14 protein-coding genes are annotated in these 14,041 nt (G+C 76.2%); 7 read left to right on the plus strand and 7 right to left on the minus strand.

Going from position 1 to position 14,041, the window contains the following annotated elements:
* Positions 1 to 93 precede the first annotated feature (93 nt).
* The gene (locus ACZ4WZ_RS11435) at positions 94 to 426 is read left to right on the plus strand and encodes a tetratricopeptide repeat protein (RefSeq protein WP_388936176.1); all 333 of its coding nucleotides are present in this window, start codon (positions 94 to 96) and stop codon (positions 424 to 426) included.
* Positions 427 to 438: 12 nt separating this feature from the next.
* Here the strand turns inward: ACZ4WZ_RS11435 and ACZ4WZ_RS11440 are convergent, their stop codons facing one another.
* Together ACZ4WZ_RS11440 and ACZ4WZ_RS11445 are read right to left on the minus strand one after the other, a co-directional pair.
* A complete protein-coding gene (locus tag ACZ4WZ_RS11440; RefSeq protein WP_467888599.1) occupies positions 439 to 699 on the minus strand; it encodes a DUF6343 family protein in 261 nt (86 codons plus the stop codon).
* A gap of 93 nt (positions 700 to 792) precedes the next feature.
* The gene (locus ACZ4WZ_RS11445) at positions 793 to 1,407 is read right to left on the minus strand and encodes a hypothetical protein (protein ID WP_467888272.1); all 615 of its coding nucleotides are present in this window, start codon (positions 1,405 to 1,407) and stop codon (positions 793 to 795) included.
* 194 nt (positions 1,408 to 1,601) lie between these two features.
* On the opposite strand from ACZ4WZ_RS11445, the gene ACZ4WZ_RS11450 reads away from it, so the two are divergent.
* The 3 genes from ACZ4WZ_RS11450 to ACZ4WZ_RS11460 all read left to right on the plus strand — a co-directional run bounded on the left by ACZ4WZ_RS11450 (position 1,602) and on the right by ACZ4WZ_RS11460 (position 7,127).
* A complete protein-coding gene (locus tag ACZ4WZ_RS11450) occupies positions 1,602 to 2,975 on the plus strand; it encodes a helix-turn-helix domain-containing protein (protein WP_467888275.1) in 1,374 nt (457 codons plus the stop codon).
* A 112-nt stretch (positions 2,976 to 3,087) separates the two neighbouring features.
* Positions 3,088 to 5,925, plus strand: a complete 2,838-nt coding sequence (locus tag ACZ4WZ_RS11455) for a DEAD/DEAH box helicase (protein WP_467888277.1) — start codon at positions 3,088 to 3,090, stop codon at positions 5,923 to 5,925.
* Positions 5,922 to 7,127: an SWIM zinc finger family protein gene (locus tag ACZ4WZ_RS11460; protein ID WP_467888280.1), complete on the plus strand. Its 1,206-nt coding sequence runs from the start codon at positions 5,922 to 5,924 to the stop codon at positions 7,125 to 7,127. Before ACZ4WZ_RS11455 ends, ACZ4WZ_RS11460 begins: the two co-directional genes overlap by 4 nt.
* On the opposite strand, the gene ACZ4WZ_RS11465 is transcribed toward ACZ4WZ_RS11460, so the two are convergent.
* Positions 7,108 to 7,656 (minus strand): hypothetical protein, encoded by a 549-nt coding sequence (locus ACZ4WZ_RS11465; RefSeq protein WP_467888282.1) that lies wholly within the window; start codon positions 7,654 to 7,656, stop codon positions 7,108 to 7,110. The genes ACZ4WZ_RS11460 and ACZ4WZ_RS11465 overlap by 20 nt on opposite strands.
* 128 nt (positions 7,657 to 7,784) lie before the next feature.
* Here ACZ4WZ_RS11465 and ACZ4WZ_RS11470 point away from each other — a divergent pair, with 128 nt between their 5' ends.
* Positions 7,785 to 8,486: a chaplin gene (locus ACZ4WZ_RS11470; RefSeq protein WP_467888285.1), complete on the plus strand. Its 702-nt coding sequence runs from the start codon at positions 7,785 to 7,787 to the stop codon at positions 8,484 to 8,486.
* Here ACZ4WZ_RS11470 and ACZ4WZ_RS11475 read toward each other — a convergent pair.
* Positions 8,479 to 9,138, minus strand: a complete 660-nt coding sequence (locus ACZ4WZ_RS11475; protein ID WP_467888288.1) for a DUF2293 domain-containing protein — start codon at positions 9,136 to 9,138, stop codon at positions 8,479 to 8,481. The two genes, ACZ4WZ_RS11470 and ACZ4WZ_RS11475, sit on opposite strands and share 8 nt — an antisense overlap.
* Positions 9,139 to 9,261: 123 nt before the next feature.
* On the opposite strand from ACZ4WZ_RS11475, the gene ACZ4WZ_RS11480 reads away from it, so the two are divergent.
* Positions 9,262 to 9,690, plus strand: coding sequence for a cupin domain-containing protein (locus ACZ4WZ_RS11480; protein ID WP_467888291.1), 429 nt, complete (start codon positions 9,262 to 9,264; stop codon positions 9,688 to 9,690).
* Here the strand turns inward: ACZ4WZ_RS11480 and ACZ4WZ_RS11485 are convergent.
* Positions 9,654 to 11,099, minus strand: a complete 1,446-nt coding sequence (locus tag ACZ4WZ_RS11485; RefSeq protein WP_467888294.1) for a WGR domain-containing protein — start codon at positions 11,097 to 11,099, stop codon at positions 9,654 to 9,656. The genes ACZ4WZ_RS11480 and ACZ4WZ_RS11485 overlap by 37 nt on opposite strands.
* Before the next feature lie 92 nt (positions 11,100 to 11,191).
* Here ACZ4WZ_RS11485 and ACZ4WZ_RS11490 point away from each other — a divergent pair, with 92 nt between their 5' ends.
* A complete protein-coding gene (locus ACZ4WZ_RS11490) occupies positions 11,192 to 11,836 on the plus strand; it encodes a nucleoside/nucleotide kinase family protein (protein ID WP_467888297.1) in 645 nt (214 codons plus the stop codon).
* Positions 11,837 to 11,911: 75 nt separating this feature from the next.
* Here the strand turns inward: ACZ4WZ_RS11490 and ACZ4WZ_RS11495 are convergent, their stop codons facing one another.
* Both ACZ4WZ_RS11495 and ACZ4WZ_RS11500 read right to left on the minus strand, forming a co-directional pair.
* The gene (locus ACZ4WZ_RS11495) at positions 11,912 to 12,796 is read right to left on the minus strand and encodes a carbohydrate kinase family protein (protein WP_467888300.1); all 885 of its coding nucleotides are present in this window, start codon (positions 12,794 to 12,796) and stop codon (positions 11,912 to 11,914) included.
* Entirely contained in the window at positions 12,793 to 13,737 is a 945-nt protein-coding gene (locus ACZ4WZ_RS11500) for a pseudouridine-5'-phosphate glycosidase (protein WP_467888303.1), read from the minus strand. Before ACZ4WZ_RS11500 ends, ACZ4WZ_RS11495 begins: the two co-directional genes overlap by 4 nt.
* Positions 13,738 to 14,041 lie beyond the last annotated feature (304 nt).

Below are 14,041 nucleotides of genomic sequence, written 5' to 3' on the forward strand. Positions count from 1 at the left end.
ACCGTGTCCGAAACCACGCCCCCGCCGCCGCCCACCGGACCGGGACCCGGACCCGCTGGATCTCCGGGTTCCGCGAGCCCCGAGACCCACGTCATCGACTACCGCGCGGCCGAGCACCTCCTGGCCGCCCGCGACCCGCGCGGCGCGGTCAGGCTGCTCGACTCCGTCATAGCCGCGCACCCGGAGAACACCGCGGCCCGGCTGCTGCGCGCCCGTGCCTTCTTCGCGGCGGCCCAGTTGCGGCCCGCCCAGCTGGAGTTCGAACTGGTGCTGGAGCGCGAGCCGGACAACGCCTTCGCCCACTTCGCGCTCGCCCGCACCCACGAGCGGTCCGGGCGCCCCGAGCAGGCCCGCCGGCACTTCCGGCTCGCCGCCGCCCTCGACCCGCAGCCCGAGTACCTGGAAGCGGCCCGCTTCGAGCGCTGAGCCGCAGCCGGCTCAGCGCTCGCGCGGAGGCTCGTACGGGGGCACGTCCGCCCCCGGCTGGTAGTGCGGGCCCTGATGGATGTGCCGGACGACGACGGCCAGGTCGACGGCGGCCAGCAGCGCGACCGCCGCGCAGGCGGCCGCCCACCCGGGACGGCCGGACAGCGAGAAGGCGGCCGCCCCGCCGACGGCCCAGATCAGTCCCCACAGGCTCAGCCAGAACCGCAGCCGCAGCGGACTGCGCGCGGTCACCGGCTCGTTCCCGGTACGCATGGCCATCGCCCCATCCCGTACGGAGGCCTCCGTTCCATGCTCCCACCCGGGGCGCGGCGCGTTAAGTGCCGCGGGCGGCGGCTGCGGCCGCGGTCAGGGATTGAGCTTGTTCACGGCCGTCGTTGTCGTCTTCTTGAAGGCGGGCACGGGAGCGTCGGGCAGGTTGCCCATCTGGCCCCACTTCACGACGGTGACGGTGGAGCCGTCGCGTCCGATCCCGTACATGTGCACGCCCGGCTCGGACTCCGGGATCGAGGTGCCCACCCCGTAGACGTGCGCGCCCTCCTCCACGGCCAGCTTCCCGTAGTCCTGCCAGGACGCCGTCCCGCCCGGGTTCGTGCGCAGCCACTCCGCGGCGCAGGCGGCGACCCGGCGCTCCAGGGTGGCGGCGAGCTTCGCTGCGGCGGCGCCGGAAGCGGTGCGTACGGAGATCTGGACGGCACCGGTGTCGAACTCGGTACCGAAGTCGCGGTGCCAGCTGCCGGCGGCCGGAAGCACCTGCTCCAGGCAGAAGGGCGCGCTCTCGGGCAGCCCCTTGGTGACCTTGCCCGGGTACCAGGCGGAGGAGGGGTGCGGGGGCAGGTCGGTGCCGTTCAGGAACCCGGGGGCGGTGGCGGCCGCGGCGGTGCCGGAGGCGGTCAGGGCGAGGGCGGCGGCCGCCGCGAGGACGGCGGCGGCGAGGGCCGAGGTGCTGGAGCGTCGGAACACGGTGTCTCCCCGTAAGAGGTGCGGTTGTGTGCGTCGTGCCGTGCGGCCGGTGGACGACCGCTACGAACAGCCTTCCCGCTCGGGGAGCGGGGGAGCGAGGTTTGCGGCGGAACCGGGACACTGGAACGGCTGTACGTGCCGTCACCTGCGGGAACACCCCTGGCATGGGACGGAGTCACGGGAGGGGGAGCCTGGTGGGCGAGGCGGAGACCGAGGAATTCGCGCGGCTGATGCGGGAGCTGAAGGAGCGCGCCGGACTGAGCTACGGAACGCTCGCGCGCAAGCTGCACACGAGCACCTCGACACTGCACCGGTACTGCGCGGGGGAGGCGGTGCCGGCGGAGTTCGCCGTGGTGGACCGCTTCGCCCGGGCCTGCGGGGCCGCGCGGGAGGAGGCGGTGGACCTGCACCGCGCCTGGCTGCTGGCGGACGCGCGACGCCGGTCGGCGGGCCGGGCCGCACCGGGGGCCGGGGCGGTCACGGGGGCGGGGGCGGGGGCGGAGGCGCGGGCCGCGTCGGGGGTGGGGACCGCGGCCGAGCCCGGGGGCTCCGGGGGCGAGCCCGGGGCCGGGGTCACGGGTGACGCGCGGGCCGGGGTCACGGGCGGTGCGCCGGCCGGGGCGGGGCGCTGGTACCGGCGGCGGGGTGTGGCGGTGGGTGCGGCCGGTGCGGCGGCGCTGTCCGTGGCCGTCGCGGTACTGGTGGCGGCGGGGCCCGGGCCGCGTACCCCCGGGGCGGGCCCGGCCGGGGCCGCCGGCCCCACGGCGGGGGCGGGCGTCGGGACGGCCGGGCCGGGGCGGGGCATGCCGAGCGGGCGGGACAGCACGCCCCCGGCGGCGCCGACGCCCGCGCCGGCACCCGCCGGGAGCGTCATCCCCGGCACCGGCTCGGGCACCGGCTCGGGCTCGGGCGCCGGTGCGGCGGCGCCTTCGCCGACCCCTCCGGCCGGGCCGGTGGCGACACCGCTCAAGGCGGCCGTCCGGTCCCACGTGTGGGCCGCCGGCTGTGACCACGCCTACCTCTCCGAGCGGGCCCCGGAATCCGTCCCCGCACCGCCCGTGGAGGCGGACGCGCCCGCCTGGGCACGGGCCCAGCGGGCCGTGCACGCCGGCACCCAGACCGTCGAGGTGACCCTGCACGGCACCGGGGAGGGGGCCGTGGTGCTCCAGGGGCTGGAGGTACGGGTAGACGCACGGCGGACCCCGCCGCCCTGGAACGTGTACCAGATGTCCCCGGGCTGCGGCGGCGGCCTCACCCCGGCCGGCTTCGCGGTGAACCTGGACGCGCCGAGGCCGCTGGCCCGGCCCGTCGCGGGCAACGACGCCGGCACCCGGCTCCCCGCGCCGGCCTTCCCCCTGCGCGTCTCGGCCACCGATCCGGTCGTGCTCCGGGTCACGGCGGCCGCCACGGGCTGCGACTGCGACTGGTACCTGGAACTGCGGTGGAGCGGGCCCGGCGGGTCCGGCACCCTCCGCCTCGACGACGACGGCGTCCCCTGGCGCACCAGTGCCGCGGCGGGCCGGCCCGAGTACGGCTTCGCGAGCGAGCTGGGCCGCTGGGCGCGCTGACCGCCGGCCGGGCGTATGCGCTGGTCAGCGGCGTTGTCAGTGGGCGCGCCTAGACTCGGGTGCAGTGGATCCGCCATGTCGGGCGGAGCCGAGCGCCAGGGAGGGGGACCCCGTGACCGCGCAGCCGCCGCCGCAGCCGTCGTTGCTGCGCCGCGCCGCCGTGTTCCTCCCCGCCGCCGTACCCCGGGAGGGGCGGGTGGCGTTCTGGTGCCCCGAGGGAGACCCCCTGCCCGAGCTGGGGACCCCGCATCCGCTGAAGGTGGTCCGGGCCCACGGGGACGGCGTCCGCACGCGTACCGTGCCCGCGGTGGCGCTGTCGGTGGCCGCCGCCCTGCCCGTGCTGGTACGGGCGGCCCGCAGCCCCGCCGCGCATCCCGCCACCCGCGCCTGGGGCACCGCCGCCGCGCAGGCGCTGGCCCTCGCCGCGCGCGGCCGCCTGCTGCCCGGGCTCACCGCCGACGGGGTCGACGCCTGGCGTGCCGGGCCGCTGGACGCCGAGGACGTCGGGTACCTGCGCGCCGTCGCGGCCGCCCTGCCGTACGAGGGGTACGCCACCCCGCTCGCCGGGCGCCGGCCGACCGCGCTGCCCGAGCCGGAGGCCCTGGTCCGGGCCTTCCTCGACGCCGTCGCCGACGTGCTGCCGCGTACGCCCGCCGCGCCCTTCGCCACCGGGCGGCCGTTCGCCGCCGTGGAGCCGCAGCGGGTGCCGGGGATACAGGAGTGGGCCGCGCAGGTCGCGGCCGGTGCCGATGCCGGGGTGGGGATCTCGCTCCGGCTGGACCTGTCCTCCTTCCGCCTGTTCGACGAGGCCGAGCCGGAGGACGTCCGCCGCGCCGGAGCCGCCGTGGTCCAGGTGCACAGCCTCGCCGACCCGACCCTGATCACCGACGCGGGGCAGCTGTGGGCCGGGACGGCGGGCGCCGGATTCGGCCCGCGCGCCCGGATCGACGCCGTGCTCGCGCTGCGCCGGGCGGCCAGGGTATGGCCGCCGCTGCTGCGCCTGCTCGACCAGCCGGTGCCCGACGCCCTCCCGCTGTCCGACCCCGAGCTCGAGGACCTGCTCGGCACCGCCGCGACCCGGCTGGCCGCCGCCGGGGTACTCGTGCACTGGCCGCGCGAGCTGGCCCGTACGCTCTCCGCGACCGCCGTCGTGCGCCCGGCCGCGCCCGGGTCCGCGACCGACGGCACCGCCTTCTTCGACGCGGCCGCCCTGTTCTCCTTCTCCTGGGAGCTGGCCCTCGGCGGGGACCGGCTCACCCCGGGCGAGATGGACGCGCTCGCGCAGGCCCACCGGCCCGTGGTGCGGCTGCGCGACCAGTGGGTGCGGGTCGATCCCGAACTCGTGCGCAGGGCGCGCAAGCGGGACCTGGGCCTGCTGGACCCGGTGGACGCGCTGGCCACCGTACTCACCGGCACGGCCGAGGTGGACGGCGAGGCGGTGCCCGCGGTCCCCGTGGGGGCGCTGGCCGCCCTGCGGGACCGGCTCGCCGGCGAGCCGGCCGCGGTCGCGGCGCCCGCGGCCCTGAAGGCGACCCTGCGGGACTACCAGCTGCGCGGGCTGGCCTGGCTGGACCTGATGACCTCCCTGGGGCTGGGCGGCTGCCTCGCCGACGACATGGGCCTGGGCAAGACCGTCACCCTGATCGCCCTGCACCTGCACCGGGACCGCCCCGAGCCCACCCTCGTGGTCTGCCCGGCGTCCCTGCTGGGCAACTGGCAGCGGGAGATCGAGAAGTTCGCCCCCGGCACCCCCGTACGCCGCTTCCACGGCGCCGGCCGCAGCCTCGACGGAGTGAGCGGGGGCTTCGTGCTCACCACGTACGGGACGATGCGCGCGGCGGCCGCCCGGCTGGCCGGGCACAGCTGGGGCATGGTCGTCGCGGACGAGGCCCAGCACGTGAAGAACCCCCACTCGGCCACCGCGAAGGCGCTGCGCACCATCCCCGCCCCGGCCCGCGTGGCCCTCACCGGGACTCCGGTCGAGAACAACCTCTCCGAGCTGTGGGCCCTGCTCGACTGGACGACCCCGGGACTGCTGGGCCCGCTCACCGCCTTCCGGGCCCGGCACGCCCGCCCGGTCGAGCACCAGCAGGAGGAGGACGGGGGCAACGAGGCGGCGGTGGCCCGGCTGGCCGCCCTCGTCCGGCCGTTCCTGCTGCGCCGCAAGAAGTCCGATCCCGGCATCGCGCCCGAGCTTCCCCCCAAGACGGAGACCGACCACCCGGTGTCGCTGACCCGGGAACAGGTCTCCCTGTACCAGGCCGCGGTGGACGAGGCGATGGCCGTGATCGAGGGCAGCGAGGGCATCGGGCGGCGCGGCATGATCATGAAGTTGCTGGCCTCGCTCAAGCAGATCTGCAACCACCCCGCGCAGTACCTGAAGGAGCAGGGCGTGCCGGGAGCCGGTCCCCGCATCGCGCACCGCTCGGGCAAACTCGCCCTGCTGGACGAGCTGCTGGACACGATCCTGGCCGAGGACGGCTCGGTCCTGGTCTTCACCCAGTACGTGACCATGGCCCGGATCCTGGAGCGGCACCTCACCGACCGGGGCATCGCCTCGCAGCTCCTGCACGGCGGTACCCCCGTCCCGCGGCGCGAGGAGCTCGTCGACCGTTTCCAGTCCGGCGAGGTCCCCGTCTTCCTGCTGTCCCTCAAGGCCGCGGGCACCGGCCTCAACCTGACCCGCGCCGGACACGTGATCCACTACGACCGCTGGTGGAACCCGGCCGTCGAGGAGCAGGCCACCGACCGCGCCTACCGCATCGGCCAGACCCAGCCCGTCCAGGTCCACCGCATCATCGCCGAAGGCACCGTGGAGGACCGCATCGCCGAACTGCTGGAGACCAAGCGGGCCCTGGCCGACGCAGTCCTCGGCTCCGGCGAGTCGGCGCTGACCGAGCTGACCGACCGCGAGCTGGCCGATCTCGTCTCCCTGCGGAGGCCGGCGTGATCACCGCGCGGGACGACCGCCGCCGCACCTTCGAGACCGTGCCCGCCGGGGCGGGGGCCGCGACCTGGTGGGGCCTGGCCTGGGTGGCCGCGCTGGAGGAGCGCGCGCAGGACGCCGCCCGTCTCCAGCGCGGTCAGGCCTACGCCGCCGAAGGCCATGTCGACGCCGTGACGGTCACCCCCGGCCGGATCGTGGCCTACGTCCGGGGCAGCCGGGCGCGCCCCTACCGCACCGAACTGTCCCTGCCCGCCTTCGCGGACGCCGAGTGGTCCGTTCTGCTGGAGGCGCTGGCCGCCGACCCCTCGGCCCTCGCCGCGCTGCTGGAGCGGGAGGTCCCGCAGTCCCTCGCGGATACCCTGCTGCCCGGCGCGGGGGAGCTCGTGGCGCGCTGCTCCTGTCCGGACACGGTGCGGCCGCCCTGCAAGCACGCCGCGGCCCTCTGCTACCGGGCGGCCCGGCTCCTCGACACCGACCCCTTCGTCCTGCTGCTCCTTCGCGGCCGCGGTGAGCGCGAGCTCCTCGACGAACTGGCCCGGCGCAACGCCGCCCACGCGGCGCGCGAACAGCCCGGTGCCGCGCCGGACTTCCCCGGCGTCCCGGCCCGCGAGGCGCTCGCCCGGACCAGCCTGCCCCCGCTGCCCGCCCCGCTCCCCGCACCGGCCGCCGCGGGCCCGCCGCCGGCCTACCCCGCCGATCCGGCAGCGCCCGATCCGCTGGCGCTGGAGCAGCTCGCCGGTGACGCGGCCGCCCGCGCACTGGCCCTGCTCGGCACGGCCGAGGACCCCATCGCCGGGCTCACCCTCTGGCAGGACGCCGTCCGGCTAGCCTCGGCGCACCCCACCTCCGGCCTCACCGGCTCCGCCCGCGCCCTCTACCGCGACCTGGCCCGGGCGACCGGCCGCAGCACCACGGACCTGGCCCGCGCGGCCGCGGCATGGCGGCAGGGGGGCCTGCCCGCGCTCACCGTCCTCGAAGAGCCCTGGGACCCTCCGGCCGGGCCCTTCGACCGGGCCCGCCCCGCCCTGCTCGCCGCCGGACAGGGTTCCTTCCGCCCCGAGCGCAACCGCCTCACCGCCCGGACCCGTCAGCTCCGTCTGAGCCGTGAGGGCCTCTGGTACGCCTACGAGTCACGCCCGGAGGCCGCCGACTGGTGGCCCACCGCCGGCCCGTCCCCTGACCCGGTCACCGCCCTGCTGCGCTGACCTTCCCCGCCCAGGCGGCCAGGGCGGCGAAGTCCCGTTCGCGCAGGCCGTGACGGGGGTGGATGCGCAGCAGGAGGCTCGGAGCCGGGTGGTGGGAGGCGACCCAGGCACGGTCCTGCGGGGTGATCATGTCGTCGACCCACGCGAAGGGCCGGCCGGCCGCCCATTCGAGCAGCGGGCGGGTCTTCCAGGAGAGGCCGTCGGGGTCCCGGGCGAAGAGCTCCGGCCACTCCACCACGGGCAGGTCGGAGGGGAGCCCGATGTGCGGGGCGATCAGGGTGTTGGCCTGGTGCGTCCAGGCCGTGGCCCAGGCGAGGTCGAAGGGCAGGGCCCGCAGCCGGGCGCCGTGGGAGGGATGGAGGCGCACCCGGGCACCGCGCCGGGCCTTGCGGGACTCCGGGTCGCGGTAGGAGAGCCAGACGTCCGGGCGCATCCGGTGGCTCGTATAGCCGCGCAGGCCGGCGAAGAGGGACCGGAACGGGTTCAGCGGGCCGTCCACGTCGAGCAGCAGGAGCGGTCGTTCAGTCATGAAGTAGGCACTACCCAGTACACGATGGAGTGAAATGCCTACCGGCCCTATAACCCGAACGGGTTTACCGCGTTGTTTCCGGTGCGGGCTCGATGCCCCTGGAACCCCTCCGGAAGGCAGGAAAACTGATGCGTCACACTCGTCGGAATGGCTTGATCGCGGTGATGGTCGCGGGTGGCGGACTGGCTGTCGCGGGGGTGGGCGGCCTCGCGCACGCCGACGCCGAAGCGGACGGGCAGGCCCAGAGATCCCCGGGGCTGCTCTCCGGGAACCTGGTGCAGCTGCCCGTGCACACCCCGGTGAACGTGTGCGGGAACACCGTGAGCGTGGTCGGTGTGCTCAACCCGGCGGCGGGCAACGGCTGTACGAACGCGGCCCCCGGTGGCGGGAAGCCGGACCCGCGGCCCTCCCATCCGTCGAAACCGGGGTCCGGGAACGGGGGAGGCGGCGCGGTGGCCGAGGGAGGGGCGAAGGGTTCTCCCGGGCTGCTGTCCGGTAACGGCCTGCAGCTTCCCGTCGATCTCCCGCTGAACGTCAGCGGGAACTCCGTGAACGTCGTCGGCATCGGCAACGGCTCCCACGGCAACACCGCCGAGAACGGCGGGACCCCGCCCGGCGGGAAGCCGGCGCAGCCGCCCGCCGCGCAGCCGCCGGTCTCCCCGCGGCCGGTGACCCCGCCCGCCGCGACGGCCCCCACCGCCCTCGCCCCGGGACAGGATCCGTCGGCCCTGGCCAGCACCGGATCCGACGGACTCGGCTACCTGCTGCCCGGCAGCGGCGCCCTGCTGCTCGGCGGAGCACTCCTCTACCGCCGCTTCCGCCTCAACTGACGCTCCCCGCACGCCAGCCGTCCAGGACGGCGTCGATCCGCGCCGCCAGCCGGGCCCGCGCCGCGAACCGCGGCACCCCCGCCATCAGAAGCGCGTCGTACTCGGTGTCGGTGTGCCGCACGGCGGCCCGTACCGCCACCGACACCGCCTGCTCGTCCAGTGCCCGGCCGGCGGCGGTACGCCCGACCCGGCCGCTGCCGCGCACCGAGGCGTGGGCGGCGATCGCCTGCGCGCGGTCGGGCGGGCAGCCGGGGAACAGCCGCCGTATCTCGGCCGCGAAGGCCGCGGTGAAGCGGACGTCCTCGGCCGCGCGGCGCAGCCGGTCGCGCTCCCGGCGGCGGGCCCGGGCATCGGCGTCGGCCAGGCAGGCGCGCTCGGCGCGGGCCAGCGCGGTGTCCTCCACCAGCAGCCCCTGGCGTTCGTAGCGGCGGCGGCCCTTGTGCCGGCGCACCACGACGGCGTGCAGCGAACTGCCCTCCCGCGCCCGGCGGGTGAGCGCCGCGTCACCGCGCGGCAGGTACACGAGATGGCCGAGGTCGGCGCAGTCCAGGCAGCGGGGCACCCCGGACTCGCGGACGAGGTGCCGCAGCGGTCCCCGTCGGCAGGCGGCGCAGTGGATCGGCTTCTGTGACTCGAAGACGACGAGACTCATGCCGTTGTGATACCGCTCGTCGGCGCCCCTATCACCTTGCGGAGTAAGGTCGTTGGTCTTTCATTAAATCCGACTGAAACTCATGAGGTTCGTCTACCGTGAGCCGACGGCAAGGAGGGGCACATGGGTGGACGACAGGCGACGGTACGGCGCCCGAGAGCGTCGGGAGCCTCCAGAGCGGCGGTGCCCTCGGGCCTCACCGGCCGGGAGGTCGTCATACCGCCCGGCGGTTGCACGGGATGGCACTACCACCACGTGCCGCTCATGGCGGTGGTCAAGTCGGGGACCCTGACCCGCTTCCTCGCCGACGGCGCCGTGGAGGTGCACCCGACGGGGGCCACCTTCGTCGAACCGGCGGGCGCCGACAACGTACACCTCGGCCGGAACCTCGGCTCCCGGCCCGTGGTCCTCCAGGTGACCTGCGGCCTGGCCGAGGACGACCCCTGGTCGGTGCCGGCCCCGGCCCCGCTCGACGCCGTTCCCTGCCGCTGCCCCGAGGACCCCCGGTGCGCCGCTCAGACCAGTCGGCGTATCTCCCCGCGCACCCGGTAGAAGCCCCCGCTGGCCGCGTGCAGGCCGTCCACCACGTACCGCGCTCCGGCCTCCCGGATACCGCGCGGGAACTGTACGTTCCAGCCGTGCTCGAAGCCCTCCGAGACCACCTGCACCCGCATCCGCCCTCCCTGCTGGACGCACTCCACCACCACACCGCCGGCCGGGACCGAGGCCACCGAAACCGTCGCCACCGCCGAGGCGGAGGCCGCCGGGGTGAAGACCGGCAGCGCCGCCGCCGACTTCACGTCCACCGCGGTCGGGACGGAACCCTGCTGCGCCGCGGCGATCGCCGCTTCGCTCGCGTCCACGCACACCAGCGACCCGTCCGTGGTGACGAGGTAGAGCCGCTCGTCCAGGTACTGCATCGAGAGCGCGGAACCGCCGCCGGTGCCCAGCTTCCACAGCCGCCGCCCGTCGGCGTCGAAGCAGTACACCGAGGAGGACGAGTCCCCGGCGAAGACGTGACGGCCGTCCGGAGAGGTCGCGCACGAGTACACCGCCGCGTCGCACGGGTACGAGGCCTCGACCCGGCCCGTCGCCTTCGACAGGCGCTGCACGGTGTTGCGTACCGTACCCGCGTACACGGCGTGCTCCTCCTGCCAGCCGAACAGCACCCCGCCGGGCGTGGCCGTGTGCCACAACTGGCCGGTGCCGTCGGCCGCGTAGGCCGTCACACCGCTGCTGTGCCCGTGGTACACGGCCCGCTCGTCCGCCCGGACCATCCAGGCGCCGGTCCCCGAGGACTTCCGGGACCACTGGTGCTCGTCCTCGTGGTCGATGACCGTCAGACCGCCGCCCGCGTCCGAGACGTTGAGCACGCCCTCGTGGATGTCGAGCCAGTAGATGTCCACGTCCGCCGCTATCCCGTACGCCCCGAACGGCACCTTCGAGGACAGGTCGTACACCGTGCCGTCGTCACAGCCCGCGTATATCCAGAACTCGTCCGCGACCAGGCACTTCACCCCGTCCGGCAGGGAGTAGCGGGCCAGTACCTCGCCGCCGTGGCTCACCGTGTAGACGTCCCCCGCCTGGTTGCCGACCCAGCAGCGGTCCTCGTCCACGTGGATGCCGAAGGCCGAGGAACCGGTGCGGAAGCGCCACAGCACCGGCGCCACCGCGCGGGCCGTCGACGGCGCCGAGGCCACTTGCCGGCGGGTGACCGAGCGGGCGGCGCGCGCCCCCCGGACCGCCGGGGCGTACCCCTTGCGGACCTTCTCGCCGATCTTCTTGGCGGCGGCCGCGCGGGCCTTCTCGGCCGTGGGGAAGGAGGAGCTCTGCAGCTGGCCGGCGGCGCCGATGCGGCCGTAGCGCACCGAGACGGCGGTGCCGTCGACGGTCACCTCGTAGAACTTGTGCGCCGCGCCGTCCTCCTGCGACAGCTCCAGATACGTCGTCTCCCGAGCCATGACAGACCCCTCCCCAAGAGCAGGGCCGCCGGCTCCTGTCCACCGGTGATCCCTCGTGAAAAACGTTAGGGCGCACCACTGACAATGGGCCGGTGAAGCTGGAAGCGATCACCTGGCAGCGGATGGCCGAGCGGCTCGCCGGTCATCTGGACGACTCCCGCGGCCCCGCGGGCGAGGAGCGCACGTGGCGACGCGTCGGCATCGACGGCGCGCCGGCGGCCGGTACCGGGGTCCTCGCGGGGGAGCTCGCCGACGCGCTGCGCTCGCGCGGGCGGTCCGTGCTCGTGGTCGCGGCCGGGGGCTTCCTGCGGCCGGCGTCGCTGCGGTTCGAGTTCGGGCGCGAGGACGTGGACGCGTACCTGGGGGGCTGGTACGACACGGGCGCGCTGTGGCGGGAGGTGTTCGGTCCGACGGATCCCGGCGGCAGCGGGCGGGTGCTGCCGGACCTGTGGGACCCGGTGCGGGACCGGGCGACCCGCAGCCCGTACGCCGAACTGCCGCCGGGCGGCGTGCTGGTGGTCCACGGGCCGCTGCTGCTGGGGCACTGGTTCCCGTTCGACCTGAGCGTCCACATCAGCCTCTCCGAGGGGGCGCTGGCGCGGCGCACGGAGGAGGCGGAGCGGTGGACGCTGCCGGCGTTCGCCCGCTACGAGAGGGAGACCGGCCCGGGGACGGCCGCGGACGTGCTGGTCCGCGCGGACGACCCGCGGCACCCGGCCTGGACGGGCGTGCGGTAGCCCCGGCCCGGCCCGTAGCCCCGGCCGGGTGAGGTGCCCGCGCCGGGAGGCACCGCTGCGCCCCCGGCCGGGCCGCTACGGGCGGCCGCCCAGGCGGGTGACCGCGCTGGCCGCCGCGCGGCAGCCGGCGCGGGCCGATTCCGCCGGGCCGGCCCCCGAGAGGCGGGCCGCCAGGAAGCCGCCCGTGAAGGCGTCCCCGGCGCCCGTGGTGTCCACCGCCTCCGCCGGCTCCGCCTCGACCTCGGCGGTGATCCGGCCGTCCTCCGCGACGAGCGCTCCGCCGGGGCCCCGGGTGACCACCACCAGCGGCACCCGGCGGCTGAGCTCCTCCGCCGCCCGGGCCGGTTCCCGTACGCCGGCCAGCAGCCGGGCCTCGTCCTCGTTCGGCAGGAGTACGCCGGCCCCCGCCACGGCCGCCAGGAAGCGCTCGGGGCCGAGCCCGGCCAGGAACCCCGCCGAGGCGGGGTCGACGCTGACGGGCACCCCGCGGGTCCGGGCGGCCCGCAGCGCGACCAGGGCCAGCTCCCGGCTGCTGTCCGAGAAGAACAGGTAGCCCGACAGGTGCAGGTGCCCGGCACCGTCCAGCAGGGCCGGCACCCAGTCGGCGGGGCACAGCCGCAGCGAGGCCCCGCTGTCGGTCAGGAACGTCCGCTCCGCGTCCCCGCCGACCAGCGCCACCACCGTCCCCGTCGGCTCCGCCGGGTCCACCACCAGCCGGGGCCGTACTCCCGCCTCGACCAGGGCCCGCTCGTGCCAGTGGGCCGACTCGCACCCCACCCGCGCGAGGAGGCGTACCTCCGAGGCGCCCGTACGGGCCGCCCAGCAGGCGGCGTTGGCGCCGGCCCCGCCCGGGAGGGTGCGGATGCGGGCGGTGGTGTCGGTGGCCGGGGTCAGGGGTCCGCGGTGCACCGCCACCACGTCCGTCACCACGTCGCCGACCACCAGCAGGGCGGCCGTCACGCGCGGGCCGCCCAGGCCCGGGCGATGCGGGCGCCGAGCCGCACGTTGCCCCGGACCGCCGCCAGGTTCGCCTCCAGCGAGGCGCCGCCGGTCGCGCGCACCAGGAACCCCAGCAGGAACGGTGTCACCGCCTGCCCCGTGATGCCCCGTTCGCGGCACTCGGCCAGCGCCTCGGCCAGGACCCGGTCGTGCAGCGCCGGATCCAGCTGCTCCGCCTCCGCCACCGGGTTGGCGACGAGCAGCGCCGCCTCGGGTCCGCCGAGGTCGTCCTGGGCGGCCATCACCGCCGCCACCTCCTCCGGCTTCCGCACCGTCCAGTCGACCGGCTCTCCCGAGTCGGTCAGGTAGAAGCCGGGGAAGCGGTCCGTCCGGTAGCCCAGGACGCCGACGCCGAGGGTTTCGAGGCGCTGGAGCGTGGCCGGCACGTCCAGGATCGACTTCACCCCCGCGCACACCACCGTGATCCGGGTCCGGGCGAGCAGCGACAGGTCCGCCGACTCGTCCTGCGAGAGCGTCCACTCCCGGTGTACGCCGCCGAGCCCGCCCGTGGCGAACACCCGCAGCCCCGCCCGCGCGGCCAGGAACGCCGTCGCCGACACCGTGGTCGCCCCGGTCGCCCCGGTGGCGAGGGCGGGCGCGAGGTCCCGGTGGCCCAGCTTGCGCACGCCCTCGCCCGTAGCGATCCGCTCCAGCGCGGCCTTGTCGAGGCCCGCCCGGGCCACCCCGTCCACCACGGCGACGGTCGCCGGGACCGCGCCCTCCGCCCGGACCAGGTCCTCCAGTTCCAGCCCCGCCTCCAGATTGCGGGGACGCGGCAGACCGTGCGAGATGATCGTCGACTCCAGGGCGACGACGGGCCGGCGAGCGGCGAGCGCCTCGCGTACCTCATCCGACAGGACCGGTCCCCCGGGCAGGGGTGCAGTTGCTCTGTGCTGTGGCATGTCCCCATCCCTGGCACGGGATTCCCGCCGCCAAACGCCACCCGTCCCGCTCCGGCGCGAACCCGTCCGGGCGGCGCCCCCGGAAGGACCGCTCCCGGACCGGGCCCCGCACCGGGCCGCACACCATGCCGTGCCCCGTGCCGTCCGCCCTGCCGGTCGCCGGGGACGAGCGGGCCGCTCTGGCCGAAAGCCGCCGGGCGCTCCGGCGCGCGCGGCCCGTGGCGCTGACGCGCTCGACGGAATGACGCGCCGGAGGCGCCCGCGCTGGACGCTCTGGTCACCCCGTGAACGGGGCGGCGGCCCT

The sequence above is a fragment of the Streptomyces sp. NPDC029122 genome (genome assembly GCF_055569445.1).

What these genes read in the sequence shown, in the direction of transcription:
- ACZ4WZ_RS11440 (WP_467888599.1), bottom strand. Translation starts at nt 699, where the DNA reads ATGCGTACCGGGAACGAGCCGGTGACCGCGCGCAGTCCGCTGCGGCTG.
- ACZ4WZ_RS11465 (WP_467888282.1), bottom strand. Translation starts at nt 7,656, where the DNA reads ATGACTGAACGACCGCTCCTGCTGCTCGACGTGGACGGCCCGCTGAAC.
- ACZ4WZ_RS11470 (WP_467888285.1), top strand. Translation starts at nt 7,785, where the DNA reads ATGCGTCACACTCGTCGGAATGGCTTGATCGCGGTGATGGTCGCGGGT.
- ACZ4WZ_RS11475 (WP_467888288.1), bottom strand. Translation starts at nt 9,138, where the DNA reads ATGAGTCTCGTCGTCTTCGAGTCACAGAAGCCGATCCACTGCGCCGCC.
- ACZ4WZ_RS11480 (WP_467888291.1), top strand. Translation starts at nt 9,262, where the DNA reads ATGGGTGGACGACAGGCGACGGTACGGCGCCCGAGAGCGTCGGGAGCC.
- ACZ4WZ_RS11485 (WP_467888294.1), bottom strand. Translation starts at nt 11,099, where the DNA reads ATGGCTCGGGAGACGACGTATCTGGAGCTGTCGCAGGAGGACGGCGCG.
- ACZ4WZ_RS11500 (WP_467888303.1), bottom strand. Translation starts at nt 13,737, where the DNA reads ATGCCACAGCACAGAGCAACTGCACCCCTGCCCGGGGGACCGGTCCTG.